The following is a 25,048-nucleotide window of genomic DNA, read 5'->3' as shown; positions in this document are numbered from 1 at the left end:
CAAGGCGGAGAGTCGTCCTCGTAGTGGGCTACTCGGACGATTCGACAACGCAGCGTGGGGGCACCCCCGGCCGAAGGCTGGGGGAGTGCCGTGCCGGGCGTCGCTGGGCAGGCGGGCATTTGACGACACGGCCTAGGCCCCACCGGATTCCGGGCGGCCCGACCCTCCCCGTGTGTGCGGCGCGGGCGGGCGGCCCGGCGGTGGGCATGGCCCGGTCGTGGGATCCCCGACCCTGACCATCGCCCCACGGGCGGGCCGCGCCGACCCTCACACCGAGGGCCGGGACCGGAGGCACGAACCCCGGTCCCGGCCCTCGGGCGGTTCCTAGGCGGCTGCGGTGTGGACCGCGATCTGGCGTTCGGCGAGCGCCGCGGCCTCCGCGTTCTGGCGTGACTCGGCGACCACCAGGGCCCGGCCGGCGAGCGCGCGGGCCCTCCGGTGCAGGGCCGCCACACGGGCCGCTTCCGCCCGCCCCCGTCCGGCCGGAGCCGGGGAGAGCCGCAGCGGCGGACGCCCGTGGTGCAGGCCCGCCACGGCCTCGGCGAGCTGCTCCGCGGCACGGTCGAGGTCCGGGCTGCACTCCAGCGCCCGCAGCTCGTCGGTGACGGTGAGCAGGGCGGCGAGGTGTCCGGCGAGCTGGAGGTCCAGCTCCTCGTCACGACTGCGTCGCGGAGAGGTGGGCGCTGCCGTCGTATGGACCGATTTGGTGCGGATCGGTTCGTACATGGGTGCACTCCTCCTGCAATCAGGAGTACATCCTACCTTGGACTCAGTCCAAGGAGGGAGCTTTTCGAGGTATTGGCCCGGGCTACGGCTGCCCGTAGCCGTCCAGGAAGCGCGCGATCCGGCCCACCGCGTCCGCCAGGTCCTCCTTCGCCGGCAGCGTGACCAGGCGGAAGTGGTCCGGCTCCGGCCAGTTGAAGCCGGTGCCCTGCACCACCAGGATCCGCTCGGCCCGCAGCAGGTCCAGCACCATCTGCTGGTCGTCCTTGACCTTGTAGACCTTCGGGTCGAGCCGCGGGAACGCGTACAGCGCGCCCTTCGGCCGCACGCAGGTGACCCCGGGGATCTGCGTCAGCAGGTCGTACGCCACGTCCCGCTGCTCGGCCAGCCGGCCGCCCGGCAGCACCAGGTCCTTGATCGACTGGCGGCCGCCGAGGGCGGTGGCCACCGCGTGCTGGGCCGGGACGTTCGCGCACAGGCGCATGTTCGCCAGGATGGTCAGGCCCTCGAGGTAGCTGGTCGCGTGCTCCTTCGGGCCGCACACCGCGAGCCAGCCGCTGCGGTAGCCGGCCACCCGGTAGGCCTTCGACAGTCCGTTGAAGGTCAGCGTCAGCAGGTCGGGGGCGACCACCGCGGTCGGGGTGTGGGTCACCCCGTCGTAGAGGATCTTGTCGTAGATCTCGTCCGAGCAGACGATCAGGTTGTGGCGGCGGGCGATGTCGGTGAGCTGCCGCAGCAGCTCGTCGTCGTAGACCGCGCCCGTCGGGTTGTTCGGGTTGATGATCACCAGCGCCTTGGTGCGGTCGGTGATCTTGCGCTCGATGTCGGCGAGGTCGGGGAACCAGTCCGCCTGCTCGTCGCAGCGGTAGTGCACCGGGGTGCCGCCCGACAGGGAGACCGCAGCCGTCCACAACGGGTAGTCGGGCGCCGGGATCAGTACCTCGTCGCCGTCGTCCAGCAGCGCCTGCATCGACATCTGGATCAGCTCGGAGACGCCGTTGCCGAGGTAGATGTCCTCGACGTCCAGCTCGACGCCCTTGGTCTGGTAGTGCTGCATGACCGCCCGCCGCGCCGGCAGGATGCCCTTGGAGTCGCCGTAGCCGTGCGCGCCGCCGAGGCTGCGCAGCATGTCCTCAAGGATCTCCGGGGGGCACTCGAAACCGAAGGCGGCGGGATTGCCGGTGTTCAGCTTCAGGATGCGATGACCCGCCGCCTCCAGCCGCATGGCCTCCTCCAGCACCGGGCCGCGGATGTCGTAGCAGACGTTGGAGAGCTTCGTGGACTGGATCACCTGCATGTCCGTGAGCTTACGGGCACGTACCGGGGACCGCCCCGTGTTCTTGGCCACGTATGCGCCGAATGGTGACGTGCCGCTACTCTCGCCGCATGTTCTCGTTACTCAACGACGAACCTGTCGCCAATGCCGACGACGACCTCCTCGGCGGGGGCGCGCCGCGCGGCAACTCGCCCGGCTGCTCCTCGACTCGCGCGGATCCACCCCGTTCACCCTCGCCGTCGACGCCGGCTGGGGGACGGGCAAGAGCAGCCTGATGCGCCTGCTCGACGCCGAGCTCCGGGGCACCGTCGACGTCCACACCGTCTGGTACAACGCCTGGACCTCACGCGGTGCCGACGCCCTGGAAGGTCTGATCAAGTCCGTCCTGACGCAGTTCGACCGCCGGCTGCTGCGCCGTGCCCTGCACCGCGCGACCGAGCACCGTGCCCTGCTGCGGACCCTGCGCGCCGCGGCCACGCTGCTCGCCGGACCGCTCGGTGCGGCGGGCCTGGTCGACGAGCTGTGGCGCAGCCTCTCCGTCAACGCCCAGGCCCGCAACGAGATGCGCGACGCCCTGCGGGACCTGGCGACGCAGTGGGCCGGCACCGGCGAGCACGCGCCGCGCCGGCTGCTCGTCGTCTTCATCGACGACCTCGACCGCTGCGCCGAGGAGACCGTGCTCGCCGTCTGCGAGGCCGTCAAGGTCTACCTCGACGTGCCCGGGGTGGCCTTCGTCATCGGCTGCGACCGCTCCGCGCTGTCCCCGGGCGGCCTGCTCGGCGACCTGTCCCCGGCGGGCTCCGCCTTCATGGAGAAGGTCTTCCAGACCAACTACCGCGTACCGCCCCCCGAGGACATCGAGGGATACGTGCGCGGATGCGCCGAACGGGCCGGCATCGGTGCGCTCCTCGACGACACCCACGTCAACCTGCTCGCCGAACGCACCGGGGGCAATCCACGCCGCGTCAAGAGGCTGCTCAACGGTTTCGTCCTGGAGGCCGGACTCAACCCCGTCTGGCAGGACTTCGGCCCCGAGGTCATGCTCCGCATGCTCCTGCTGCAGTACCTGTACGGCGACTTCCACGGCGTGCTGGTCGGCGGACGCGGCAACGACGCGATCCAGGAGTTCCTGGACTACCGGGCGGTGCGGCGCCTGCTGCGCTCGCCCGCGGTCCCCACCGGCCAGGGCGACGCACTGGTGCGCCGCCTCCTCACCGAGCACGAGGTGCCGCTCGCCGCCGACCCCGGACCGGAGGAGCGCGCCCGGGCCCTGGCCGAACTGGAACGGCAGCTCCCCCCGTCCTTCCCCGCGCTGGTCGCGGACCGCGCGTTCACCTCCCTCGTCGACGACCTCGTCCGCATGCCCGAGGCCGCCGACCTCATCCACCGCCTGCGGCGCTCCCCACTGGCCGCCGTGATCACGACGGTCGACCTGGACCAGGCCGTCTCGCAGGCCGCACCCGAGCCTCCCCGGGCCCCGGAGGACGGCCCGTACACCGGGCTGCGCGTGCTGTGGATCGACGACAACCCCGGGACCGTCGCCACCGAGGTCCGGGCCCTGCGGCACAAGGGAGCCGAGGTCGAGGTCGTCGAGGACCGTGCCGGTGCGGAGGAGCGGTTGCCGCTCGCCGTCCCGGACCTGCTGATCTCCGACATCGAACGCCACGGCGACCCGGAGGCGGGCTTCACCGACCTCGAGCACCTGCGCGGCACCGGCCGCTACACCGGCCCTGCGCTCTTCTACGCGGGCTGGGTCGCCCCGGAACGCGAGGAGCGCGCCCGCCGGGCCGGCGCCCTCGGCCTCGTCTGCGAACCTGCCGCGCTGCGCGACCTCATCGACCACGTCCTGCGGCAGCCCGACTCCGCACCGAGCGTCCCGCCAGGACGTCCGTACGGCGGCCGTCCTCGATGACGAACCGCCCGTCGACGAGCACGTACGGGATGCCGGTGGGCAGCGTGCGCGGCGCCTCGTACGTCGCGCCCGCGGCGACCGTCCCCGGGTCGAACAGCACCAGGTCCGCACGGTGGCCCTCGCGGACCAGGCCGCGGTCCGGCAACCCCAGCCGGGCCGCGGGGCGTCCGGTGAGGTGCGCGACGCACTCCTCCAGGCCGAGCACGCCGAGCTCGCGCACGTAGTGGCCGAGGTAGTGCGGGAAGGTGCCGTACGCGCGGGGATGCGGCTTGTCGCCGACGAGCAGGCCGTCGCTGCCGCCGGTGTGGACGCGGTGGCGCATGATCGCCCGGACGTTCTCCTCGTGACCCACGTGCTGGAGGACCGTCGTGCCCAGGCGGTCCTCCAGCAGCAGCCGGCGCACCGTCGCGAAGTCCGGCAGCCGGCGCCCCACATGGCCCGCCAGGGCGGGCTCGCGCACCCCGGAGACCTCCAGCGTCCGCCACTCCACGGGCACGCCGTGGCAGCCGTCCGACCCCTCCACCTCCATCGCGTGCCGGATGCGTTCCGCCTGCGCGTCGTCCCGGAGCCGGGCGAGGGTCGCCTCAGGACCACCCTCCGTCGCCCAGCTCGGCAGGGTCGCCGCGAGCGTCGTGCAGCCCGGCAGGTAGGGATACGTGTCCAGGGTGATGTCCGCCCCCGCGGCGAGCGCCTCGTCCAGCAGCGCGAGCAGTTCCGGCGCACGGCCCGCGTTCACGCCGAAGTTCATCGTGGCGTGCGCCAGGTGCAGGGCGCAGCCCGCCTCCCGGGTCACGGCGATCATCTCGGCGTAGGCCTCGAGCGCGCCGGCGCCGTAACTGCGCTGGTGCGGGCAGTAGTAGCCGCCGTGGGCGGCCACGACCCGGCACAGCTCGGTCAGTTCGGCGTCCGAGGCGTACATCCCCGGGGTGTACGTCAGCCCGGACGACATCCCCACGGCCCCCTGCGCCAGCCCCTCGGCGACCAGTTCCTTCATCCGGTCCAGCTCCGCCGCGGTCGCCGGACGGTCCTCCCACCCGACGGCCAGCATCCGTACGGTGCCCTGCGGGACCAGGTACGCGGCGTTCACGGCGATGCCCCGGTCCAGGCGGTCCAGGTACTCGCCGACGCTGCGCCAGTCGTACTCCAGGCACTCGGGGTCGCCGTTCCACCCCGCGAGCTGGCGGCGCAGCCCGGCCAGGGTGCGGTCGTCCACGGGGGCGTACGACAACCCGTCCTGGCCCAGCACCTCCAGGGTCACGCCCTGCGCCGCCTTCGCCTCGTGCGCGGGGTCCGTGAGCAGGGCCAGGTCGCTGTGCGCGTGCATGTCGATGAACCCGGGGGCGAGCACGAGCCCGCGGGCGTCGAGCGTGCGGCGTGCGCCGCGCACCGTCCCGATCTCGGTGACGCGGCCGTCCACGACGCGCACGTCCGCCCGGTACGCCGGGGTCGCCCCGGACCCGTCCACGACGGTCGCGCCGCGAATCGCCAACTCCATCCGTGCGTCTCCTTTGTGCGTCTTCTTCGTCTGCGGCACCGTTGTGGTCGGGGTTGGCGGTTTTCCCGTCGCCCTCCCGATTGCCCGGCGCGGTCAGTGACCGCGCCGCGCGGTCGTTGTGGGGTCGGTGCCGCACCGGGCAATCGGGAGGGAGGGCGGGGGATGCCCGCCGCAGGCGCAAACAACCCGCACACAAACAACCGGGCCGTCAGAAGAACGTGCGGACGAAATCCGTGACGACCCCACCCGTGTCCACGACAGGGATGAGCTGCCACTTGTCGAACGCCGTGCACGGATGCGACACCCCCAGCCCCACCCAGTCGCCGACCGCCAGGTCCCGTGCCCCGGGGGCGACGTCCACGAACGCGTGCTGGTCGGCGAGCTTCGTGACCGTGAGCCCGGCCGCCGGGACGGCGGAACCGTCGGCGCGGCGCACGAGCTGCGGCACCGGGAGGTCGAGGTCGTACGGCGCGTCGCGCTTGCCCGCGTTGAGGAGGGCGAGGCCGGGCTCGGGCCGGGAGAGCACCTGCGTCCAGAGGCGGAAGGCGGGCTCGAGCGACCCCTCCGCGGGGATGCGGTCGTGGAACGGCGTCAGATCGCGGTAGTGGACGTCGTCGTGCGTGACGTACGCCCCGGACCGCAGGAGCCCGAGCACCGGCAGGGACAGGTCCCCGAGCGTGCCGAACGCGTCCGCCACGGCGTCGAACCACTCGCTGCCACCCGCGCTCACCACGATCTCCTCGACGCCGGTGAAACGCCCCGCCGCGTCGAATTCCTGTGCCAGCTGCACGAGTTCGACAAGCCACGCACGCGGGTCCGCCGCCGGCGCCTCGTAGCCCGCGACGCCGACGAGCCGCAGGTGCCGTGCCGCGGCGACCGCGTCGGCGACGCGCGCCGCCTCCTCCGGGCCGCGCACGCCGGTGCGGCCTCCCTCCGCGCCGAGCTCGACGACGACGTCCACGACCGCCGTCAGGGCCGCGTCCATCAGCTCCACCCCGCGCACGGAGTCCACGTAGCAGACGAAGCGGAACTCCGGGTCGCCCGCGAGCTCGCGGGACAGCCAGCGCAGCGCGGCCGCGTCGACGAGCTCGTTGGCGAGGAAGACGCGCCGCACGCCGAACGCCCGGTAGACCCGCACCTGGTGCGGGGTGGCGGCGGTGATGCCCCACGCGCCGTGGCCGAGCTGGCGGGCGAAGAGCTGCGGGGCCATGGAGGTCTTGCCGTGCGGCGCGAAGGCGAGGCCGTGCTTGCCGGTCCAGTCGGCGAGCTGGGCGAGGTTGTGCTCCAGGGCGGGCTCGGAGAGCGTGAGCAGCGGGGTCGTGAAGCCGCCGTCGAAGACGGTGCGGCGCTCGGCGGCGAGTTCGCCGACGGTCAGGCCGTCGGCGTCCGGCGGCAGTCCCTTGAAGCGGTGGTCCACCCGCTCCCGGTGCAGCTCGTCGATGCCCGTGACCTGGTCCATCCCGCCTCCGTCCACCGCCGTTGCAATATGTGCAACGACCGTTGCGTACCGTGTTTCCCGCTGTCTAACATCCCGGCCAGCACCGGGTCAACGGTGCGCGGAGAGGAGCGGAAGTGACCGGGACCGTGGGCGTGGCCCTGGACGTCGTGTGCGTGGGCGAGTCCATGGTCACCTTCGTCCCCTCCGTGCCCGGGCAGCGCCTCGCCGACGCGGCCGCCTTCGACCGTGGGACGGGTGGCGCGGAGTCCAACGTGGCCTGCGCGCTGGCCCGTCTCGGCCATGCCGTGCGCTGGATCAGCCGGGTGGGCACCGACCCGTTCGGGGACCACCTGGTGGCGACGATCGCCGCGGCCGGCGTGGACGTCTCGGGGGTGCGCCGCGACCGGGAGCGCCCCACCGGGGTCTACTTCCGCACCGGCGACGGCGAGGTCGCCTACTACCGGGCGGGTTCGGCCGCCACCGCCATGGGCCCGGGCAACGTCGCCCGCCACGAGGCCTGGGCCGGCCGGGTCCTGCACCTGTCCGGCATCACGCCCGCGCTCTCCGAGGGGTGCGCGGACCTCGTCCACGAGCTCACCGCCCCCGCTCCGGGCCGCCCGCTGGTCTCCTTCGACGTCAACCACCGCCCCGCCCTGTGGCGTTCGGCCGACCCGGTACGGCTGGCCCGGCTCGCCGCGCGCTGCGACCTCGTCCTGGTCGGCGAGGACGAGGCCGAGGCCGCCTGGGGCCTGCCGGACGCCGACGCCGTGCGCGAGGCCCTGCCCGGTCCCGCCGTCCTCGTCGTCAAGCAGGGCGCGCACGGTGCCACCGCGTACGAGGGCGGCGCCGACGGGGTCTTCGTGCCCGCGCCGGACACGCCCGTCGTCGACCTCGTCGGGGCCGGTGACGCCTTCGCCGCGGGGTTCCTGTCGGCGACTCTGCGCACGCTCCCGCTGCGGGAGCGGCTCGCCCGGGGCCACGCCCTGGCCGCCGCGGTGATCGGGGTACGGGGCGACTCCCTCGCCACCCTCGGTGACGAGGCATGGGGGAGACTGCGCGCATGAGCCAGACCGTGGACCGCGCGTTGCGCATCCTGCCCCTGCTCGCGGAGGGGCCCGCCAACCTCGAACAGGTCGCCACCCGCCTGGACGTGCACAAGTCCACCGCACTGCGGCTGCTGCGCACCCTGCACGAGCACGGCATGGTCTACCGCCAGGACGACCAGCGCTACCGCCTCGGCGCCCGGCTGTTCGCCCTCGCCCAGGAGGCGATGGAGAACCTGGACGTCCGCGGTATCGCCCACCCCCACCTCGCCGCCCTGGGCGAACTGACCGGGCACACCGTCCACCTCGCGGTGTACGAGGAGGGCGAGGTCGTCTACATCGACAAGGTGGAGAGCCGCTACCCGGTCCGCATGTACTCGCGGATCGGCAAGCCCGTCGCCATCACCGTGGCCGCCGTGGCGAAGCTGCTCCTGGCCGACCTTCCCGAGGCGGAGCGGCGCGCGGTCGCGCAGGGCCTGGAGTACCCGCGCTACACCGCGCGTTCCACCACCGACGCCGCCGCCTACCTCGCCGAACTCGCCCGGGTCCGCGAGCAGGGCTGGGCGAGCGACCTGGGCGGCCACGAGGAGTCCATCAACTGCGTGGCCGCGCCGATCCGCGGCGCCGACGGGCGCGTCATGGCCGCCTGCTCCCTCTCCGCCCCCAATGTGGTCGTCAGCGCGGAGGAACTGCTGAAGCTGCGCCCGCAGGTCCGGCGCACCGCGGAGGCGATCAGCCGCGAGTACTCCGGAAGGCCGAGCGAAGGAACCAGATGAGCGAGAAGACCGCGATCACCCCGGCCGGCCACACCACCCCGCCGGCCAGGTTCTCCCACGGTGTCCGCAAGGGCAACATCCTGCAGGTCGCCGGTCAGGTCGGCTTCGGCCCCGCCGTGCCGGGTCAGGCGCCCGCGCCCGTGGGCCCGGGGCTGCGGGAGCAGACCCTGCAGACCCTCGCCAACGTGCAGGCGGTGCTGGAGGAGGGCGGCTCGTCCTGGGAGGACGTCGTCATGATCCGGGTCTACCTCACCGACACCGCGCACTTCCCCGAGTTCAACGCCCTCTTCGACGAGTTCTTCGCGAGCCTGAAGGGCGCCCCCGCCGCCCGTACGACGGTCTACGTCGGCCTGCCCGCCGGACTGCTCGTCGAGATCGACGCCCTCGCCGTCCTGGGCTGACCGGGCGGCGTCGCCGGCGCGGTGGGCCCGGTGGTCCGACGTGACACCGCGCCCCCGGGGGACGGGACCTCTCCCGGGGGCGCGGTGCGTCGGTGACGGTCCCGCCGGTTACGGCAGCCCGTGCACGTGCGGGCCGACGGTGCCCGAGAAGGCGTTGCCGTTGGTCGCGTCCCAGTTGGTGGACCAGGTCATCGCGCCGCGCAGCCCCGGCCAGGTGGTGGAGGGCTTGAAGGAACCGCAGTTGGTGCCCTTGGTCAGGCAGTCCAGGGCGTTGTTCACCACGGTCGGCGAGACGTAGCCGCTGCCCGCCGCCCGGGTCGACGCCGGCAGGCCGAGACCCACCTGCGAGGGGGCCAGACCGCTCTGCAGCTGGATGCAGGCCAGGGCGGTGATGAAGTCGACCGTGCCCTGCGAGTACACCTTGCCGTCGCAGCCGTTCATGGAACCGCTGTTGTAGTACTGGGTGTTGACGACGGTCAGGATGTCCTTGATGTTCAGGGCGGTCTGGAAGTAGCCGAAGGACGTCGACTGCATGTCGATGGTCTGCGGGGCCATCGTGATGACCAGCCCGGAGCCGGCCTTGGCCGACAGGGAGCGCAGCGCCTGCGTCATGTAGGTCGCGTTGATCCCGTTCTCCAGGTCGATGTCGACGCCGTCGAACCCGTACGTCTGCATCAGCGAGAAGACGCTGTTCGCGAAGTTGTTCGCCGAGGCGGAGTCGGTGACGCTGATCGTGCCGTTCTGGCCGCCGACGGAGACGATGACCTTCTTGCCGGCCGCCTTCTTCGCCGCGATGTCGGTCTTGAACTGGCTGACCGGGTAGTTCAGCGCCGGGTCGAGGGTGAAGGAGACCGCGCCGGGCGTGGTCGTGGCGTCGGCGAACGACACCGCGATGATGTCGTACTGGCTCGGGACCTGGGCGATGGTCTGGACGGTCGCGCCGTTGTTGAAGTTCTGCCAGTAGCCGGTGAGCACGTGCTTGGGCAGCGAGCCGCCGCCGGTGGGCGTCGGCGTCGGTGTGGGCGTCGGTGTGGGCGTCGGTGTGGGCGTGGGGGTGGGCGTGGGGGTCGGGGTCGGCGTCCCCGTGCCGGGCGCGCCCAGCAGGCTCACGTCGTCCGCCAGGTACGCGGGCTGCGCGTACCAGCCGTGCAGGTAGACGGTGACCGAGGTGGTGCTCGCGCCCGTGGTGAAGCTGGTGGACAGCTGCTGGTACGAGGACGCGGACGGGGTCCAGACCGAGGCCTCCGTCATCCCGGTGCCGGTGGCGCCGAGGTAGACGTAGCTGCCCTGGACGAACGCGCTCAGCGTGTACGTGGAGTTGGGCCGGACGCTGATGGTCTGCGAGCAGCGGGAGTTGTCCGAGGAGGAGGGCGTGCCCTGGAGCGCCTTGGTGCCGCCGTGCACGGGGGAGCCGACGGCCGCGCCGCTGGAGGCGGTGCAGGACCATCCGGACAGGCCGCTCTCGAACCCGCCGTTGGTCACGATGTTGGTGTCGGCGGCGTTCGCGCTGCCGGACGTGGCGACGAGTCCCGCCACCGCGAGGGCGGCGGCGCCGACGGCCGCCGCGGCTCTGAGGGCGGTGCTCCGCGGGCGTGCGTGTTCCACTACTGCCTCCTGGGGGCGAGGAGTTGGGCGGTTACGCGAGTGGCCACTCTTGTGTGGACGCAGTTTGGTCCAGACCAATGCGGGGGTCAATACCCTTGCCGTCGTGCGTAGACCGTCGTCCCGCGGGTACCACCGACTTCATCAACTGTTCGGCGACTTTCCGCACTGCTCCGGCTACGCAGGGATAAGCTCTCCGGGCAGGGACTGGGCGGGAGTTCCGGGAGGTCGCGGGTGTCGAGCGTCATAGCGGTCACGGCGGACGACCTCGCGCTCCCGCTGGAGCAGCACGTGACGCGCACCGCCGCCGCCCTGGAGGCCCACGGCCACCTCGTCGTGCTCGTCCCGCCGGAGCCCACCGACCCGTTGCGCCGCCGCGTCCACACCGTGCGCGCGACCTTGGAGGCGGACCGGGTGGCGATCGTCCCGGTCGACCTGCCACCGCTGGCCGCCCTGCTCCTGGCCGAGCAACTGCGCCAGCTCGCCGCCACCGACCTCGGGCCCGGTGTGCTCGCCGGGGCCGCCCGGCTGCTGTCGCACTACCTCCACTCCGGCGCCCTGCTCGGTTCGGTGTCCCGGCTCGACCGGGTGGACGTGCCCGTCGGCGCCCACCTGAAGTCCCTGGTGCCCGGGCGCCACTTCGCCGTCCTCGCCCACCCCGAACCGCACCTGTCCGAGGCGCGCCCCGACGCCGTGCCGGCCGGGCCCGCGTTCCTCACCCAGCTCGCCGTCGCGCACGGCCACGCCATCGACGCCGGCTGGGTCACCGGGCCGCTGGCCCGCTCCTGGCGGAGCCAGCACGTGCGGGAGGTGCCGCTGCCGGCGGACTCCGCGCGCTGGTGGGGGACCGGCAGGCTGGTCGAGTTCACCGCCTACATCGCCGACGTCGGCGTGCTCTACCAGCTGGTCACCTCGGTCCGCCGGGACACCTGCGGCTGGTGCGGCCTGGCGGTCATCGGCGACCGCTGCCTGTTCTGCTCGGCCACGGTGGACGGGCAGCAGCGCATCCGGCCCCCGGAGCGGCCGCGCCAGGTCGTGCACTCGGGACCCCGCGCGCCCTCCCTGTCGCCCAGGGCGTCGCCCACCCCCCAGGTCTCCCCCCACCAGCAGTCGGCACTTGAGCGATAGGGCCCCACCTCTATGAACTCACGTCAGCGTCGCGGCGTCGTCCTCCTCGTGGTCTCCGCGCTGTGCGCGCTCGCCGCCTTCGCCGGTGTCGTCACCGTCATCGGGGACGCCCGCTCCCAGGTCGGGCCGAAGGTGACCGCGTACCGGCTGGCCGCGGACGTGCCCGCGTACGAGGCGGTCGGCCGCGCCCAACTGCGTGAGGTCCGGATGCCCGAGCGCTGGCTGCCCGTCACCGCCGTCCGCGACGTCGGCCAGCTCGACGGCAAGATAGCCGCCGTCCCCCTGCACCGGGGCTCCCTGCTGCAGACGGACATGGTCGCCGAGCGGCCCGCGCTGCGGGCCGGGCAGATGGAGATCGCGATCATGATCGACGCGGAGACCGGGGTCGCCGGGAAGATCACCCCGGGGGCGAGGGTCAACATCTTCGCCACCTTCGCCCCGCGCAGGGACACCGACCCCGAGGTCTCGAAGATCATCGTCGCGGGCGCCCGGGTCATCGACGTCGGCCAGATCAAGGCCTTCGACACCGGCGGCGACAACCGCCGGGTCAGCAGCCAGGGAGTCCCCATCACCTTCGCCCTCGGCGCCGCCGACGCCCAGCGGGTCGCCTTCGCCGAGTCCTTCGCCCGGCACGTACGCCTCGCCCTCGTCGCCCCGGGGGACGCGACCGCCCCCTCCGAACGGGACCGCACCTACACCCTCGCCGGTGACGGAGCCGCCTCGTGACCGGCGTCCGCATCCTGTCGGGCACCCCCGACCCCGACACCGCCCGCGCCCTGACCGGGGTCCTCCACCAGCTGCCCGGAGCCGAACCCGGGCCCGCGCTGCCGGACTCCACCACACTGCTGGACGTCCTCGCCCGCGCCGCCGGGACCGGGGTCGACGAACTGCCCGAGGTCGTCGTCGTCCACGACCGCATCACCCCGGTGCCCGCGCTCGAGGTCATCCGCGAGATCGCGCTGCGCTTCCCCGCGGTCGGCGTCATCCTGCTCACCGCCGACCCGAGCCCGGCCGTCCTGTCCGGCGCCATGGACGCCGGCGCGCGCGGTGTCGCCGGGGTGCCCCTGTCGTACGACGAACTCGGCGCCCGCGTCGAGGCGGCGGCCGCCTGGGCGGCCGGCGTTCGGCGCCACCTCAGCCCCCAGCAGCCCGCGCTGCCCGCCGTCCCCGGGGGCAGGCTGGTCGCCGTGGCCGGAGCCAAGGGCGGGGTCGGCACCACCGTCGTCGCCGTCCAGCTCGCCCTCGCCGCGCAGGCCGCCGGCAAGTCCACCGCCCTGGTCGACCTCGACCTCCAGGGCGGCGACATCGCCTCCTACCTCGACGTCCAGTTCCGCCGCTCCGTCGCCGACCTCGCGGACATCGCCGACGTGACCACCCGCGTACTGCAGGACGCCATGTACGTCCACGAGTCCGGGCCCGCGCTGCTGCTCGCCCCCGGCGAGGGCGAACGCGGCGAGGAGGTCACCGACCGTGCCGCCCGGCACGTGCTGCACGCCCTCCGGCAGCGGTACGAGGTCGTGGTCGTCGACTGCGGCACCCAGATGACCGGCGCCAACGCGGTCGCCGTCGAGACCGCGGACACCGCCCTGCTGGTGACCACGCCCGACGTGGTCGCCGTGCGCGCCGCCAAGCGCATGGTGCGCATGTGGGACCGGCTGCAGATCCGCAAGCCCCAGGACGTCGTCGCCACCGTCAACCGGTACACCCGGGGCAGCGAGATCCAGCCCTCGCTGATCGCCCGCATCACCGGCACCCGGATCGCCTCCGCCGTGGTCCCCGCCGCCTTCCGGGAACTGCAGGCGGTCGTGGACGCCGGACGGCTCCAGGACCTCGACAACCGCTCCACCGTCAAGCAGGGCGTGTGGACGCTCGCGGCGGAGATCGGCGTCTGCGGGCCCGGGCACGCGGTGCCGCCCCGCAGGAGCCGCCGCGGCCGCGGTGAACAGGGCCAGGTCACCCTGGAGACGCTGGGCATGACACCGCTGATCCTGCTGGTGCTCGTCCTGCTCTGGCAGGCGGTGCTGACCGGGTACACCTTCACCCTCGCCGGCCACGCCGCCGACCGGGCCGCCCGCGCGGCGGCGGTGGGGAAGGACGCCCAGGCGGCGGCGGCCGACGACCTGCCCGGCGCGTGGCAGATCGAGGACTTCGGCACCACGCACACCGACGGCATGGTCGGGGTGACGGTGGGCCTGCGGGTCCCGGTCCTCTTCCCGGGCGCGATCGACTTCCCGCTGACCGTCCACGGCCACGCCTCGGCCGTCGACGAAGAGGCGGGCACGCCGTGACGGCCCGGACCCGCCGCCGGCGCGACCGGGGCAGCGCCTCCCTGGAGTTCCTGGGGATGCTGCCGATCCTGCTGCTGATCGCCCTCGCGGGCGTGCAGCTGGGCCTCGCCGCCTACACCGCGGCCCAGGCCGGCACGGCCGCCCGCGCCGCCGCGCGCATGGCCGCGCTGCACGACCCTCCCGTGAGCGGCCCCGTCGCGGGCACGGAGGCGGTGAGCTCCTGGCTGCAGGACGGTACGCAGGTCAGCACCACCGGCGACACGGGGGACTCCGTGCAGGCGACGGCGACCGTGGAGATCCCGTCGGTGCTCCCGGGCCTCAGCCCGGGCTCCGTCACCCGGACCGCCACGATGCCCAGGGAGGACGACGAGGGGGCCGACGAATGAGCCTGCGCGACCGCATCGCCGCGAACGAGGACACCGCCCCGCAGACGCAGGAGGGCCACCTCGTCGCCGTCTACCGGGCCAAGCTCCTCCAGGAGATCGACCTCGCCGAGATGTCGGCGCTCGCCGCCGCCGAGCGCCGGGTGCGCCTGGAACGCGTCCTCGGCCACATCATCAGCCGCGAGGGACCGGTGCTCTCCACCAAGGAGCGCACCGGCATCATCCGCCGGGTCGTGGACGAGGCCCTGGGCCTGGGCATCCTCGAACCGCTGCTGGAGGACGCCTCCATCACCGAGATCATGGTCAACGGCCCGGACCGCATCTACATCGAGCGGGCCGGCCGGGTGGAGCCCGTCGCCGCCCGGTTCAGCAGCCCCGAGCAACTCCTGCAGACCATCGAGCGGATCGTGTCGACCGTCAACCGCCGGGTGGACGAGTCGAATCCGATGGTGGACGCCCGGCTGCCCTCCGGCGAGCGCGTCAACGTCATCATCCCGCCGCTGTCGCTGACCGGCCCGGTCCTCACCATCCGCCGCTTCCCCCGCGCGTACGCCCTGCACGAGCTGATCGGCCTCGGCACCCTCGACGAGCACATGCTGATGCTGCTCTCCGCCCTCGTGCGGGCCAAGTTCAACATCATCGTCAGCGGCGGCACCGGCTCGGGCAAGACCACCCTGCTCAACTCGCTGTCCGGGCTCATCCCGGACGGCGAGCGGATCATCACCGTCGAGGACGCCGCCGAACTCCAGCTCCAGCAGGAGCACGTCGTACGCCTGGAGAGCCGGCCGCCCAACGTCGAGGGCCAGGGCCGGATCACCATCCGCGACCTCGTGCGGAACTCGCTGCGCATGCGCCCCGACCGGATCATCGTCGGTGAGGTCCGCGGCGGCGAGACCCTCGACATGCTGCAGGCCATGTCCACCGGCCACGACGGTTCGCTGGCCACGGTGCACGCCAACTCGGCCGAGGACGCGGTGCTCAGGCTGCAGACGCTGGCCTCGATGTCGGAGGTGAAGATCCCCTTCGAGGCGCTCCGCGACCAGATCAACAGCGCCGTCGACGTCATCGTCCAGCTACGCCGCGACGTCGACGGCACCCGCCGGATCGCCGAGATCGCCGTGCTGTCCTCACGGGGACGCGACACCTTCCGGCTGACCAGCGCGACCCGCTTCCGCGCCGAGCCGATGGGGCCCGACCGGATCGTGCGGGGCTGGTTCCACCATCAGCCCGTACCGCGTCAACTGGCCGAACGCTTCCACCTGGCGGGCGAGTCCGTGCCGGCGGCCTTCGGGGTCGGCGAGACCGAGCTGGAGCTGTCGAGCAGGGAGGCGAAGTGAACACGCCAACGATGGCCCTGGCGGTGCTCGGCGTGAGCGGCCTCGCGCTGGTGCTGGGCGTCTGGGGCCTGCACGCCTGGAGCGGCGGTCGCGCCGACCGCGCCGCGCTCGTGGACCGGCTGGCCGACGTCCCGGCCGCGGAACGGCGCGCCGTGCCCTTCGCCGGGCTGGACCTGCGGGTCCGGCGCACCGCCTGGGGCCGCCGGCTGGCCGCGCGGCTCGCCGCCACCGGCACCGACCTGACGCCCGGGCAGTTCACCGCGGCCGCCCTCGCGGTCGTCGGCGGCGCCTGGCTGGTCGCCGACATCGTGCTGGCCCCCTTCTTCGGACCGATCGCCGCGCTCCTGGCGGCCTGGGCGGTCAGCTCCTTCCTCGGCTGGCGACGACGGGTGCGCACCGAGCGCTTCATCGCCCAGCTGCCCGAACTCGCCCGCGTCCTGGCCAACGCCACGCAGGCAGGGCTCGCCCTGCGCACCGCCGTCGGCATGGCGGCGGAGGAACTGGAGGCCCCGGCGGGCGAGGAACTGCGGAAGGTCGCCGACGCCATGACGCTCGGGCACTCCATCGAGGACGCCATGGCCGAACTGCAGGAGCGGCTGCCCAGCCGGGAACTGGTGGTGCTGGTCTCCACGCTCGTCCTGTCGGCCCGGGCCGGCGGCTCGGTGGTGGAGTCGCTGCGGAACCTGACGGTGACCCTGGAGGAGCGCAAGGAGACCCGGCGCGAGATCCGTACCCAGATGTCGCAGGTCACGGTCACCGCGTACGCCGTTCCCGTCATCGGCGTCGGCTCGCTGCTGCTGCTCGACCGGATCATGCCGGGCTCGCTGAGCGCGATGACCGGCTCCGGGGCCGGACGGATCGCCGTGCTCGTGGCGCTCGGCCTGTACGTCGTCGGCTTCGCGCTCATCCGCCGCATGTCGCGGATCGACGTGTGAGGGGGGGCGGGGGACCTGTGATCACCGTCGTGCTGGCCGCCGTCGCCGCCCTGGGAGTGGTGGGCGTCTGCTACGGCATCGGCCTCTACCGTTCCGAGGTCAAGCTGCCCAGCGACCTCCAACTGGCCCTGGAGGTGGGCCGGACCCGCACCACCAAGGTCGGCAACGCCGTCGACCGCCTCGGGATGCGCTGGGCGCCCCTGGTGCTGCGCCTCATGGGCCCCGCCCGGGTCAACCGGATCCGCACCCGCATCGACCACGCGGGCCACCCCTACGGCCTCACCGTCGACCGCTACGCCGCCCGCCGCGCCGTCTACGGCGCCCTCGGCGGCCTCGCGGCCCTGGTGCTCCTGCGGGCGGGCCACTGGTTCGCCGCCCTCCTGATGGTCGCCTACGGCCTGGGCTGGACCGACCTCGGCATCCGGCTCGCCATCCGCAGGCGCCGCGACGAGATCGAGCGCACGCTCCCGGACTTCCTCGACGTCCTCGCGGTGGTGGTGAGCGCCGGCCTCGGCTTCCGCCAGGCCCTCGAACGCGTCGCCTCCGTCTACAAGGGCCCCTGGAGCGACGAGATCCGGATCGCCCTGCGCCAGATGGACGTCGGCGTCAGCCGCCGTGACGCCTTCGACCAGCTGCGCAGGCGCAACGGCAGCGAGCAGGTCGGGCAGTTCGTCACGGCCCTGCAGCAGGGCGAGGAACTGGGCGCGCCCATCGCCCGCACGCTGCTCCAGATCGCCACGGACATGCGGCGCACCGAGGCCCAGAACGCCCGCCGCCGCGCGGCCCGCACCGTGCCGCGCGCGACGGGTGTGATCACCACGCTCCTCGTCCCCGCGACGATGATCCTGCTGATGACGGGCACGATCCTCGGGTCGCGCATCAACTTCGGTGACCTGCTGGGGTGATGGGGGTGACAGGGTTGTGAACGCATGTTCGGTTCGGGTGGTGGGTAGTGACCGGAGCCGCCATATTGGGTGCGGAGCCCACGGTCGCGGTGTACATTTGCAGCCGCAACCACATTTGCACCTGCAATCAGGCACGGATCGCGGCGGGTTGACCCGATGGGAGGCGGTGCGCCGTGGACCTCACCGGCACCGCAGCCGCCCGCGACGATAGCCAGACCCCGGCCGACGCAAGGGGCGCGGCCGGCGCACGTCACGTGACTACGGTTTGGGGCACGGAAGATGAGCAGGTGGGTTGTGAAACGGCTGACCGCGCTGCGCACGCGCATGCGCGTCCGCGACGACTCGGGGCAGACGTCGTTCGAGTACCTGGGCATCGCGGTGGTGATCGCGGTCATCATCGGTGTGCTGGCCGGGACGACGGACATCGGCACCGCAGTTCTGAACGGGATCCTCGACAAGATCCAGGACATCGTCGACGCCGGCTGAGCAGGCGTGGGCGCGGTGACAGCGGGCAAACCCTCGGCATCTACATCGTGGCCGTCGCGGCGCTGTTCTTCCTCGCTTTCGCCTACTTCGCCGTGGGTCAGGCGTCCTCCATCCGCAACACGGCGCAAACGGCGGCCGATGCCTCGGCCCTAGCGGCGGCGCGGGAGGTTCGGGACAGCGTCCGGGAGCGGTTCCTCGAGGCCCTGGAGTCCGGCGACCTGGACCAACTCCGAGAGCTACTGACCCTGAACGGCATGACCACCGGCAACGCCTGTGGTGCAGCCACGGATTACGCGGGCCAGAACGATGCGGTCGTCGACGAATGTGACGTGAGCGGTCCGGGCGGCGCCTCGGTCGCAATCCACACCTCCGGCACCGTTGGCAAGTCCGTCGTGTCGGGTACCGACTCGATGCATGCGCGCGCGACAGCCACCGCCGTCGTCGAAAGCCGCTGCGGCGTCGACGATAAGGATGGCGACGAGATCACGTTCATCTGCGACGGCGACCGGCTGACAGTGGACCCGACGAGCGACGACTTCCAACTGAACCTGGCGGAGTTCTACTCCGTCCATCTCAGCGAGTGAGGAACGGGGGACCGATGCGTATCCAGAAGCAGGGCCTGGTTGCAATCGTCGCCGTAGTTCTTGCCGCGGCCCTGGCAGGTTGCAGCGGTGGTGGTGACGAAGGCAAGGGTGGGGCCACTCCGTCCGCAAAGACGAGTGCGCCGAAAGGCTCGGCCAAGGCGAGTGCAACGCCGACCGACACGCCTGAACAGATCCTGGCCCAGATGAAGGGTGAGAAGGGCATCACGGTCACGGTCAATGAGGCCACCCGGGACTCGGGAGGCTTCGTGACGGTGAAGGGCACGATCACCAACAACGGGACGGATTCGTTCAACGCCTCGAATTGGATCGGCCAGGAACTCGCGGTCGCCAAGTCCGGGGCGTCCGTGGCCGGTGCCGTGCTGGTCGACGCGGTCGGCAAGAAGCGCTACTACGTGCTCCGCGACACCGACGGCATCTGCCTCTGCACGACCAAGCTGATCGGCATCCGGCCCGAGGAGACGAGGCCGTTCTTCGCGCAGTTCCCGGCGCCGCCGGAAGGCACCACCGAGGTGGAGTTCCAGCTGCCGACGATGCCCCCGGCCAAGATCACGATCGCGGAGGGGTGAGCCGTGCCCCGTCCCCGTCCGCACCCCCGTCCCGGTGTCGCGACCGTGCTCGGCCTCGCGCTCGTGCTCACTCCGCTCACCGCCGCGAGCGCGCGGGCGGACGACGACCCGACGGCGCAGCCCACCCCGTCCGCGCCCACGAAGGTGGACGCGGCCGACCCGGACCTGCAACTGCCCGAGGGGGCGACGCTGGCGCCGCCCAAGGTGCTGGACATCGTCTCCGTGTCGGACGCGTCGTCCTCCGAGGACGCCTCGGCCGACGACGGCGAGGAGCGGCACGAGGAGTCGAACTCCTCGGTCACCTACGCCCTTCAGGCGGACGTCCTGTTCGGCAGGGATAGCGCCAAGCTGAACGCGACGGCCACCGCCCGGATCAAGGCCATCGCGTCCGACATCGATGCCAAGGACGTCACACAGCCGATCCGCGTGTTCGGCTTCACGGACAACCTGGGCTCGTACGAGCACGGCAAGGTGCTGTCCAAGAAGCGGGCCGACGCCGTCTACAAGATCCTGGCGGAGGAGCTCGGTTCGCTCGGCAACTCCGTCCACTCGTTCCAGGTGCGCGGGTACAGCGAGGACTACCCCATCGCCGACAACTCCACCGAGACGGGCCGCAAGCAGAACCGCCGCGTGGAGATCACGTTCCGTCCGTCGTAGCGTCGGGGGCCGCCGGTCAACCGAACGGCTCACCCACGTGGGTAAGGCGCGGCGACAGAGCCCTTGAATTCCGGGCCAAAGGTCCGGTGCTTTCCGTGACGGAGCGTATGCGGTGCGGATGTGGCGTCGGTGGACGAGTCGGCGCATTCGCGGCCATTCGGTCTAATCGCCCGGCGATCGAGCCACTTCTTCGAGGGAACCTTCACATCTCCCTCATGACCTTGGACCTGGAGAGCGGTTCCGGCGCGGTACCTTGGAATCCCCCCCCTCGGGCCGGTCCGCTCTCCCCCCCTGCGGACCGGCCCGTCTTCTTTCCCCCGCGTCTCACTCCGTCAGGAACGGCCGCACGCACGCCAGGAACAGGTCCGGCCGCTCGTTGTACGCCTCGTGCGCCGTGGGCAGGGTCGCGAACGTGGCGCCGGGCGGCAGCGAACGGCGGGCCCGGCGACCGTCGGTGAGCACGGGGAGCAGCGGATCGCGGCGGCCCCAGAGCAGCAGGACAGGCGGGACGACCCCCGGCAGGACGCCGCTCAGCCCGAATCCGGGCGCGGCGAAGGCGCGCCACAGGGCGCAGTGCACCGCGAGCCGGCCGGCGTCGGCACGGACGCCACGGGCGCGTTCGTACGTCGCGCGGGCGCTGCTCGTACGGAGCCGGCCCAGGTAGGCACGGGCCAGCGGGGCGATGAGGCGCGCGGCGCTGGACGGACGTCCCATCACGGCACGGCAGAACCAGCGGGTCACCGGGGTGAGCCGGGTGAAACCGGCCGGGTCGACCAGGACGAGCCCGGCCACCTGCGCCGGGCGGCGCTCGGCCAGCCGTACGGCGGCCCAGCCGCCCACGCTGTTGCCGACGACGTAGACGCGCGGCGCGCCGCCGCGCGCGATGGCGTCGAGGGCGCGCTCGGCCACGTCCGCGAGTCCATCGGGGGTGACGGAGTGCGGGGCGGCGGCGGTGGAGCGGCCGTAGCCGGGCCAGTCGAGGGCGAAGACCTCGCGTTCCGCGGCGAGTCCGGCCGCGACGGCTCCGTAGTCCCGGCTGTCGCCGGGGTTGGCGTGCAGCAGCAGCACGGGCGTGCGCGGGGTGCCGGTGGCCGGGGTGCCGAGGCGGTGCAGGGCGACGTCGCCCAGCGGGGTGGCGAGCACGGTGTGGCCCATGGCGGGAGCGTAGTGCCGGTGCGGCACCGCCAACGCTCCCTTCCCTGCGCCCGGTTGGGTGAGCTTCGGCACCCGCCCCGGCGGGAACCGACCGGGCGCGCCGGGTGTCTCCGTACGACAACGGGGGCGGTCGCCCCCGGCGCGACGACGGGGGATGTCGATGGAAGCCGCGATACCGGTGCTCTTTGTCGTGATGGCCGTACTGATCACGCTCGTACCGCTGGTGGTCGCGGTACGCGCGGGCCGTCGCGTGCTGTGGATACGGCGGGCCGTGCACGGCGGGCTCCGCGCCGAGGGGCGCTGTGTGCGGGTCTACACGACCGTGGGCTCGACGGGTGAGGGCCCGACCCACTCGCGGCAGCACTTCGTCTTCGAGTTCCGGACCGCCGACGGGCGCGACGTGCGCTTCGAGGACCCGGGGGCGCCGGGCACGACGATCGAGGGCGACCACCTGACGGTCGCCTACGTCCCCGAGGCACCCGAGCACGCGCTGGTCGTCCCGGCCGGCTACCGGGTGCCGTACGGCCAACTGGCGCTGACGCTGGTCTTCCTGGGGATCTTCCTGGCCGCGGGGATCCTGTTCCTCGTCATCGGCGCACAGTCCCCCGGCTTCCCCGGCTCCGCGGACTTCGGCGGCGGCGGGTTCTAGACGGCCGCCACGGCCGCCCGCAACGGACGGGACGAGGCAGGGGTCACGCCTGCGCCTCCACCGTCACCGCCGCCCCCGGCACCAGGCCCCACGCCGCCATCGCGCCGGCCTCCGCCTCCAGCACGTGACGGGCCCGCAGCCGCGGGCGGCCCAGCCGGCCGGGCGGCATGGTGCGGACGGCGAGGACCCGCAGGCGACGGTCGAGGTAGGCGACGTCGATGGCGAAGCGCATGCCCAGGGTGTGCACGCTCGCGGCGGGCGTGAGCAGCAGCGCCCCGCTGATCCCGGTTCGGCCCAGCAGCCCCCGGGTGCGGGCCCGGTAGGAGGCAGCGATCTCCAGCGGTATCCCCGCGCCGTCCGGCGTCACCGCGCCGTCCGTGCCGTGGCCGCCGGTGAGGTGCAGCAGCCCGGTCCCGTCGCGCCGGCGGTCACCCATGCGGCTCACGTCCCTTCGCGTGGTGCGCCCGTGTACGGTCGGGCCCGATGCATGTCTATCCGATCGCCGCGGCCGTCGTGTGGGGAACCGTCGCGGGGCTCGCCCTGCCGCGTCCGGCGTACCGGCTGTCCGTCGCCCCCGAGCAGCCCTGGCGGGCCCGGTGCCCGGCGGACGTGCCCTACCCGGCCGGCCGGCGCGGCTGGTGGGGGCCGGTGCGCAACGCCGGGAAGCCGGCCGCCGGATGGCGCTACGCCCTGGTGACCGCCGTGGTCAGCGCGGCCGTCGCGGCGGGCACCGGGCCGCGCCCCGAACTGACGGTGTGGCTGCTGCTCGTCCCGCTCGGAGTGCTGCTGGCCCGCGTCGACCTGACGGTGCTGCGGCTCCCGGACGTGCTGACGCTGCCCGCCGCCACGGGGACGGCGGCTCTGCTGGGGGCGGCCGCGCTGCTCCCGGGCCATGAGGGCTCGTGGCCCCGGGCGCTGCTGGGGGCGGCCGTGCTGGGGCTGTTCTACCTCGTGCTGCACCTGGTCAACCCGGACGGCATGGGCTTCGGCGACGTCAAGCTCGCCCCGACCGCGGGCATGGTCCTCGCCTGGTACGGGTGGGGGACGCTCGCCGCCGGCACCTTCGCGGCCTTCGCGCTGGGCGCCGTCACGGGCCTGGTGCTGCTGGCGGCCCGCCGCGCCGAGCGCCGTACGCCGCTGCCCTTCGGTCCGTTCATCCTGGCCGGCGCCCTGGCCGGACCGCTGCTGCCGTCCTGACCGGGGCGCCCGCCGACCTCACGCGTCGCTGCTGCGGGACCAGAGGTTGACGCCCGACTCGAGGGCGAACTCGTCGATCTCGGCGAGATCCTCGGCCGTCAGCGGGGCGGCACCCACCGCCGCGACGTTGGCCTCCAGCTGGGCGACGCTCGACGCCCCGATGAGCGCCGAGGTGATCCGCTTGTCGCGCAGCACCCAGCTCAGCGCGAGCTGCGCCAGCGACTGACCGCGCCGGGCGGCGATGCCGTTGAGGCCGCGCAGCCGCCGTACGACCTCGTCGGTGATCAGGGTGGGGTCGAGGGACTTGCCCTGGGCGGCCCGGGAACCCTCGGGGATGCCATTGAGGTACTTGTCCGTCAGCAGGCCCTGGGCCAGGGGGACGAAGGGGATGCAGCCCATGCCCTCCTCGTCCAGGACGTCCAGGAGACCGTCGTCCTCGACCCAGCGGTTGATCATGGAGTACGAGGGCTGGTGGATCAGCGCCGGGACGCCCATCTGGCGCAGCAGCGCGGCGGCCTCACGGGTGCGCTGCGCGCTGTAGGAGGAGATGCCGACGTAGAGCGCCTTGCCCTGCCGGACGGCGGACGCGAGGGCGCCCATCGTCTCCTCCAGCGGCGTGTCGGGGTCGAAGCGGTGCGAGTAGAAGATGTCGACGTAGTCCAGGCCCATCCGGTCCAGGGACTGGTCCAGCGAGGAGAGCAGGTACTTCCGGCTGCCCCACTCGCCGTACGGGCCGGGCCACATGTCGTACCCCGCCTTGGTCGAGATGACCAGTTCGTCGCGGTAGGGCCGGAAGTCCTGGGCGAGGATGGTCCCGAAGTTGCTCTCGGCGGAGCCGTAGGGCGGGCCGTAGTTGTTGGCCAGGTCGAAGTGCGTGACGCCGAGGTCGAAGGCGCGGCGCAGGATGGCGCGCTGCGAGTCGAGCGTGCGGTCGTCGCCGAAGTTGTGCCAGAGCCCGAGGGAGATCTCGGGGAGCTTGAGGCCGCTGCGGCCGGTACGGCGGTACGCCATCGCGTCGTAGCGCTCGTCGGCGGCGCGGTAGAGAGAACGAATATCCACAGAAGCGGTCCTATCACGACGGTGGTCCACAGCCCCGCACCCGGTTCGGCGGCCCGAGGGGAGGCGCAGTAGGGTGGCGAAGGGGTGACGACCGCAGGAGGGGCCCGCCAATGAATCTGCGCGACCTGGTACGTCTCAGGTTGACCGACCTGTACGCCCACCGTGTGGAGCGCCGGCTCGACCTGTCGCAGGGCCCCAAGCACATCGGCGTCATCCTCGACGGCAACCGCCGCTGGGCCAAGGCCGCCGCGCGGACGACCGAGCAGGGCCACCGGGCCGGCGCGGACAAGATCACCGAGGTCCTCGGCTGGTCCGAGGAGACCGGCGTCGAGGTCGTCACGCTCTGGCTGCTCTCGACGGACAACCTGGACCGCCCGGCGGAGGAACTCGTCCCGCTGCTCGGCATCATCGAGGACGCGGTCCGCGGGCTCGCCGCGACCGGCCGCTGGCGTGTCCACCACGTCGGCGCGAAGGACCTGCTGCCCGCCCGTACCCAGTCCGTCCTCAAGGAGGCCGAGCAGGCCACGGAGGGCGTCGAGGGCATACTCGTCAACGTCGCCGTGGGCTACGGCGGCCGCCAGGAGATCGCCGACGCGGTCCGCTCCCTCCTCCACGAGCACGCCGGCCGCGGCACGTCCATCGAGGACCTCGCGGAGATCCTCGACATCGACCACATCGCGGAGCACCTCTACACCCGCGGCCAGCCCGACCCCGACCTCGTCATCCGCACCTCCGGCGAGCAGCGCCTGTCGGGCTTCATGCTCTGGCAGAGCGCGCATTCGGAGTACTACTTCTGCGAGGTGTTCTGGCCGGCGTTCCGCAGGGTGGACTTCCTGCGGGCGTTGCGTGACTACGCGGCGCGGCACCGGCGCTTCGGGGCCTGAGCGCGGGCCCCGGCTCCCGGGGGTGCGGGGGGTGGCTCCCCGCGTGGATGCAGCATGCTCTGGCAGAGCGCGCATTCGGAGTACTACTTCTGCGAGGTGTTCTGGCCGGCGTTCCGCAGGGTGGACTTCCTGCGGGCGTTGCGTGACT

27 protein-coding genes are annotated in these 25,048 nt (G+C 72.8%); 19 read left to right on the top strand and 8 right to left on the bottom strand.

The genetic code is table 11. The features are described from left to right. Positions 1–324 precede the first annotated feature (324 nt). Positions 325–726, bottom strand: coding sequence for an SCO4983 family protein (locus ABZ312_RS38330; RefSeq protein ID WP_500326771.1), 402 nt, complete (start codon positions 724–726; stop codon positions 325–327). 82 nt (positions 727–808) lie between these two features. Beyond that, entirely contained in the window at positions 809–2,020 is a 1,212-nt protein-coding gene (locus tag ABZ312_RS38325; RefSeq protein WP_500326773.1) for a pyridoxal phosphate-dependent aminotransferase, read from the bottom strand. On the opposite strand from ABZ312_RS38325, the gene ABZ312_RS38320 reads away from it, so the two are divergent. Further along, positions 2,019–3,911, top strand: coding sequence for a P-loop NTPase fold protein (locus ABZ312_RS38320; protein ID WP_500439702.1), 1,893 nt, complete (start codon positions 2,019–2,021; stop codon positions 3,909–3,911). The genes ABZ312_RS38325 and ABZ312_RS38320 overlap by 2 nt on opposite strands. On the opposite strand, the gene ABZ312_RS38315 is transcribed toward ABZ312_RS38320, so the two are convergent. Together ABZ312_RS38315 and ABZ312_RS38310 are read right to left on the bottom strand one after the other, a co-directional pair. Beyond that, the gene (locus tag ABZ312_RS38315) at positions 3,832–5,406 is read right to left on the bottom strand and encodes an N-acyl-D-amino-acid deacylase family protein (RefSeq protein ID WP_500439698.1); all 1,575 of its coding nucleotides are present in this window, start codon (positions 5,404–5,406) and stop codon (positions 3,832–3,834) included. The genes ABZ312_RS38320 and ABZ312_RS38315 overlap by 80 nt on opposite strands. A gap of 208 nt (positions 5,407–5,614) precedes the next feature. Beyond that, the gene (locus ABZ312_RS38310; RefSeq protein WP_500439697.1) at positions 5,615–6,865 is read right to left on the bottom strand and encodes an alanine racemase; all 1,251 of its coding nucleotides are present in this window, start codon (positions 6,863–6,865) and stop codon (positions 5,615–5,617) included. A 113-nt stretch (positions 6,866–6,978) separates the two neighbouring features. Between ABZ312_RS38310 and ABZ312_RS38305 the strand changes: the two genes are divergently transcribed. From ABZ312_RS38305 to ABZ312_RS38295, 3 genes are read left to right on the top strand one after another with little or no spacing between them, the layout of a single operon-like run. After that, positions 6,979–7,908 carry a sugar kinase gene (locus tag ABZ312_RS38305; RefSeq protein WP_500360356.1) on the top strand — a complete coding sequence of 310 codons (930 nt, stop codon included), beginning with the start codon at positions 6,979–6,981 and terminating at the stop codon, positions 7,906–7,908. Continuing rightward, on the top strand, positions 7,905–8,663 hold the full coding sequence (locus tag ABZ312_RS38300; protein WP_500326782.1) for an IclR family transcriptional regulator: 759 nt from the start codon (positions 7,905–7,907) through the stop codon (positions 8,661–8,663). Before ABZ312_RS38305 ends, ABZ312_RS38300 begins: the two co-directional genes overlap by 4 nt. Continuing rightward, positions 8,660–9,064, top strand: coding sequence for a RidA family protein (locus ABZ312_RS38295; RefSeq protein ID WP_500326783.1), 405 nt, complete (start codon positions 8,660–8,662; stop codon positions 9,062–9,064). The genes ABZ312_RS38300 and ABZ312_RS38295 overlap by 4 nt, the downstream gene beginning before the upstream one ends. 108 nt (positions 9,065–9,172) lie before the next feature. Here ABZ312_RS38295 and ABZ312_RS38290 read toward each other — a convergent pair whose 3' ends face one another. Further along, positions 9,173–10,669 carry a chitinase gene (locus ABZ312_RS38290; protein ID WP_500326784.1) on the bottom strand — a complete coding sequence of 499 codons (1,497 nt, stop codon included), beginning with the start codon at positions 10,667–10,669 and terminating at the stop codon, positions 9,173–9,175. A 231-nt stretch (positions 10,670–10,900) separates the two neighbouring features. Here ABZ312_RS38290 and ABZ312_RS38285 point away from each other — a divergent pair, with 231 nt between their 5' ends. The 11 genes from ABZ312_RS38285 to ABZ312_RS38235 all read left to right on the top strand — a co-directional run bounded on the left by ABZ312_RS38285 (position 10,901) and on the right by ABZ312_RS38235 (position 19,956). After that, the gene (locus ABZ312_RS38285; RefSeq protein ID WP_500439696.1) at positions 10,901–11,794 is read left to right on the top strand and encodes a hypothetical protein; all 894 of its coding nucleotides are present in this window, start codon (positions 10,901–10,903) and stop codon (positions 11,792–11,794) included. Between the two features lie 12 nt (positions 11,795–11,806). Continuing rightward, complete coding sequence (gene cpaB / locus ABZ312_RS38280; protein ID WP_500326788.1) at positions 11,807–12,520, top strand: Flp pilus assembly protein CpaB; 714 nt, start codon at positions 11,807–11,809, stop codon at positions 12,518–12,520. After that, positions 12,517–14,082 (top strand): CpaE/TadZ family protein, encoded by a 1,566-nt coding sequence (locus tag ABZ312_RS38275; RefSeq protein WP_500439695.1) that lies wholly within the window; start codon positions 12,517–12,519, stop codon positions 14,080–14,082. Before cpaB ends, ABZ312_RS38275 begins: the two co-directional genes overlap by 4 nt. Further along, the gene (locus ABZ312_RS38270; protein WP_499513692.1) at positions 14,079–14,468 is read left to right on the top strand and encodes a TadE/TadG family type IV pilus assembly protein; all 390 of its coding nucleotides are present in this window, start codon (positions 14,079–14,081) and stop codon (positions 14,466–14,468) included. The genes ABZ312_RS38275 and ABZ312_RS38270 overlap by 4 nt, the downstream gene beginning before the upstream one ends. Continuing rightward, positions 14,465–15,802, top strand: a complete 1,338-nt coding sequence (locus ABZ312_RS38265) for a TadA family conjugal transfer-associated ATPase (protein ID WP_500326792.1) — start codon at positions 14,465–14,467, stop codon at positions 15,800–15,802. The genes ABZ312_RS38270 and ABZ312_RS38265 overlap by 4 nt, the downstream gene beginning before the upstream one ends. Beyond that, positions 15,799–16,737: a type II secretion system F family protein gene (locus ABZ312_RS38260; protein WP_500357292.1), complete on the top strand. Its 939-nt coding sequence runs from the start codon at positions 15,799–15,801 to the stop codon at positions 16,735–16,737. Before ABZ312_RS38265 ends, ABZ312_RS38260 begins: the two co-directional genes overlap by 4 nt. Before the next feature lie 20 nt (positions 16,738–16,757). Continuing rightward, positions 16,758–17,642 (top strand): DUF5936 domain-containing protein, encoded by an 885-nt coding sequence (locus ABZ312_RS38255; RefSeq protein ID WP_500326845.1) that lies wholly within the window; start codon positions 16,758–16,760, stop codon positions 17,640–17,642. Between the two features lie 279 nt (positions 17,643–17,921). Further along, positions 17,922–18,128 (top strand): hypothetical protein, encoded by a 207-nt coding sequence (locus ABZ312_RS38250; protein ID WP_500439694.1) that lies wholly within the window; start codon positions 17,922–17,924, stop codon positions 18,126–18,128. Then, positions 18,125–18,712 carry a pilus assembly protein TadG-related protein gene (locus ABZ312_RS38245; RefSeq protein ID WP_500439701.1) on the top strand — a complete coding sequence of 196 codons (588 nt, stop codon included), beginning with the start codon at positions 18,125–18,127 and terminating at the stop codon, positions 18,710–18,712. Before ABZ312_RS38250 ends, ABZ312_RS38245 begins: the two co-directional genes overlap by 4 nt. Positions 18,713–18,726: 14 nt before the next feature. Continuing rightward, positions 18,727–19,299 (top strand): hypothetical protein, encoded by a 573-nt coding sequence (locus tag ABZ312_RS38240; RefSeq protein ID WP_500439693.1) that lies wholly within the window; start codon positions 18,727–18,729, stop codon positions 19,297–19,299. 3 nt (positions 19,300–19,302) lie between these two features. Next, positions 19,303–19,956, top strand: a complete 654-nt coding sequence (locus tag ABZ312_RS38235) for an OmpA family protein (RefSeq protein WP_500326797.1) — start codon at positions 19,303–19,305, stop codon at positions 19,954–19,956. A 324-nt stretch (positions 19,957–20,280) separates the two neighbouring features. Here the strand turns inward: ABZ312_RS38235 and ABZ312_RS38230 are convergent, their stop codons facing one another. Continuing rightward, the gene (locus ABZ312_RS38230; RefSeq protein WP_500326799.1) at positions 20,281–21,111 is read right to left on the bottom strand and encodes an alpha/beta fold hydrolase; all 831 of its coding nucleotides are present in this window, start codon (positions 21,109–21,111) and stop codon (positions 20,281–20,283) included. A gap of 160 nt (positions 21,112–21,271) precedes the next feature. On the opposite strand from ABZ312_RS38230, the gene ABZ312_RS38225 reads away from it, so the two are divergent. Beyond that, positions 21,272–21,760 (top strand): DUF3592 domain-containing protein, encoded by a 489-nt coding sequence (locus tag ABZ312_RS38225; RefSeq protein ID WP_500326801.1) that lies wholly within the window; start codon positions 21,272–21,274, stop codon positions 21,758–21,760. A 43-nt stretch (positions 21,761–21,803) separates the two neighbouring features. Here the strand turns inward: ABZ312_RS38225 and ABZ312_RS38220 are convergent, their stop codons facing one another. After that, positions 21,804–22,196: a DUF192 domain-containing protein gene (locus tag ABZ312_RS38220; RefSeq protein ID WP_500326803.1), complete on the bottom strand. Its 393-nt coding sequence runs from the start codon at positions 22,194–22,196 to the stop codon at positions 21,804–21,806. Between the two features lie 47 nt (positions 22,197–22,243). Between ABZ312_RS38220 and ABZ312_RS38215 the strand changes: the two genes are divergently transcribed. Further along, positions 22,244–22,957 carry a prepilin peptidase gene (locus ABZ312_RS38215; RefSeq protein ID WP_500326805.1) on the top strand — a complete coding sequence of 238 codons (714 nt, stop codon included), beginning with the start codon at positions 22,244–22,246 and terminating at the stop codon, positions 22,955–22,957. 18 nt (positions 22,958–22,975) lie between these two features. Here the strand turns inward: ABZ312_RS38215 and mgrA are convergent, their stop codons facing one another. Further along, on the bottom strand, positions 22,976–24,016 hold the full coding sequence (gene mgrA, locus ABZ312_RS38210) for an L-glyceraldehyde 3-phosphate reductase (protein WP_500326806.1): 1,041 nt from the start codon (positions 24,014–24,016) through the stop codon (positions 22,976–22,978). Between the two features lie 110 nt (positions 24,017–24,126). Here mgrA and ABZ312_RS38205 point away from each other — a divergent pair, with 110 nt between their 5' ends. Together ABZ312_RS38205 and ABZ312_RS38200 are read left to right on the top strand one after the other, a co-directional pair. Continuing rightward, positions 24,127–24,900: an isoprenyl transferase gene (locus ABZ312_RS38205; RefSeq protein WP_500326808.1), complete on the top strand. Its 774-nt coding sequence runs from the start codon at positions 24,127–24,129 to the stop codon at positions 24,898–24,900. A 54-nt stretch (positions 24,901–24,954) separates the two neighbouring features. After that, a partial coding sequence (locus ABZ312_RS38200; RefSeq protein ID WP_500439700.1) for an undecaprenyl diphosphate synthase family protein occupies positions 24,955–25,048 on the top strand: 94 nt, incomplete at its 3' end.

This window comes from Streptomyces sp. NPDC006207, assembly GCF_040613835.1.
In the GTDB taxonomy this organism is placed as follows: Bacteria; Actinomycetota; Actinomycetes; order Streptomycetales; family Streptomycetaceae; genus Actinacidiphila.
Note: the sequence above shows the minus strand (reverse complement) of the source record. Positions and strands in the feature narration are given on the sequence as shown.

Excerpts from the sequence above, each read along its gene's own strand:
- ABZ312_RS38215 (WP_500326805.1), top strand. The coding sequence starts at position 22,244 with ATGCATGTCTATCCGATCGCCGCGGCCGTCGTGTGGGGAACCGTCGCG.
- ABZ312_RS38295 (WP_500326783.1), top strand. The coding sequence starts at position 8,660 with ATGAGCGAGAAGACCGCGATCACCCCGGCCGGCCACACCACCCCGCCG.
- ABZ312_RS38315 (WP_500439698.1), bottom strand. The coding sequence starts at position 5,406 with ATGGAGTTGGCGATTCGCGGCGCGACCGTCGTGGACGGGTCCGGGGCG.
- ABZ312_RS38225 (WP_500326801.1), top strand. The coding sequence starts at position 21,272 with ATGGAAGCCGCGATACCGGTGCTCTTTGTCGTGATGGCCGTACTGATC.
- ABZ312_RS38240 (WP_500439693.1), top strand. The coding sequence starts at position 18,727 with ATGCGTATCCAGAAGCAGGGCCTGGTTGCAATCGTCGCCGTAGTTCTT.
- ABZ312_RS38320 (WP_500439702.1), top strand. The coding sequence starts at position 2,019 with ATGTCCGTGAGCTTACGGGCACGTACCGGGGACCGCCCCGTGTTCTTG.
- cpaB (WP_500326788.1), top strand. The coding sequence starts at position 11,807 with ATGAACTCACGTCAGCGTCGCGGCGTCGTCCTCCTCGTGGTCTCCGCG.
- ABZ312_RS38230 (WP_500326799.1), bottom strand. The coding sequence starts at position 21,111 with ATGGGCCACACCGTGCTCGCCACCCCGCTGGGCGACGTCGCCCTGCAC.
- ABZ312_RS38300 (WP_500326782.1), top strand. The coding sequence starts at position 7,905 with ATGAGCCAGACCGTGGACCGCGCGTTGCGCATCCTGCCCCTGCTCGCG.
- ABZ312_RS38310 (WP_500439697.1), bottom strand. The coding sequence starts at position 6,865 with ATGGACCAGGTCACGGGCATCGACGAGCTGCACCGGGAGCGGGTGGAC.
- ABZ312_RS38325 (WP_500326773.1), bottom strand. The coding sequence starts at position 2,020 with ATGCAGGTGATCCAGTCCACGAAGCTCTCCAACGTCTGCTACGACATC.
- ABZ312_RS38265 (WP_500326792.1), top strand. The coding sequence starts at position 14,465 with ATGAGCCTGCGCGACCGCATCGCCGCGAACGAGGACACCGCCCCGCAG.
- ABZ312_RS38220 (WP_500326803.1), bottom strand. The coding sequence starts at position 22,196 with ATGGGTGACCGCCGGCGCGACGGGACCGGGCTGCTGCACCTCACCGGC.
- ABZ312_RS38205 (WP_500326808.1), top strand. The coding sequence starts at position 24,127 with ATGAATCTGCGCGACCTGGTACGTCTCAGGTTGACCGACCTGTACGCC.
- ABZ312_RS38250 (WP_500439694.1), top strand. The coding sequence starts at position 17,922 with ATGAGCAGGTGGGTTGTGAAACGGCTGACCGCGCTGCGCACGCGCATG.
- ABZ312_RS38330 (WP_500326771.1), bottom strand. The coding sequence starts at position 726 with ATGTACGAACCGATCCGCACCAAATCGGTCCATACGACGGCAGCGCCC.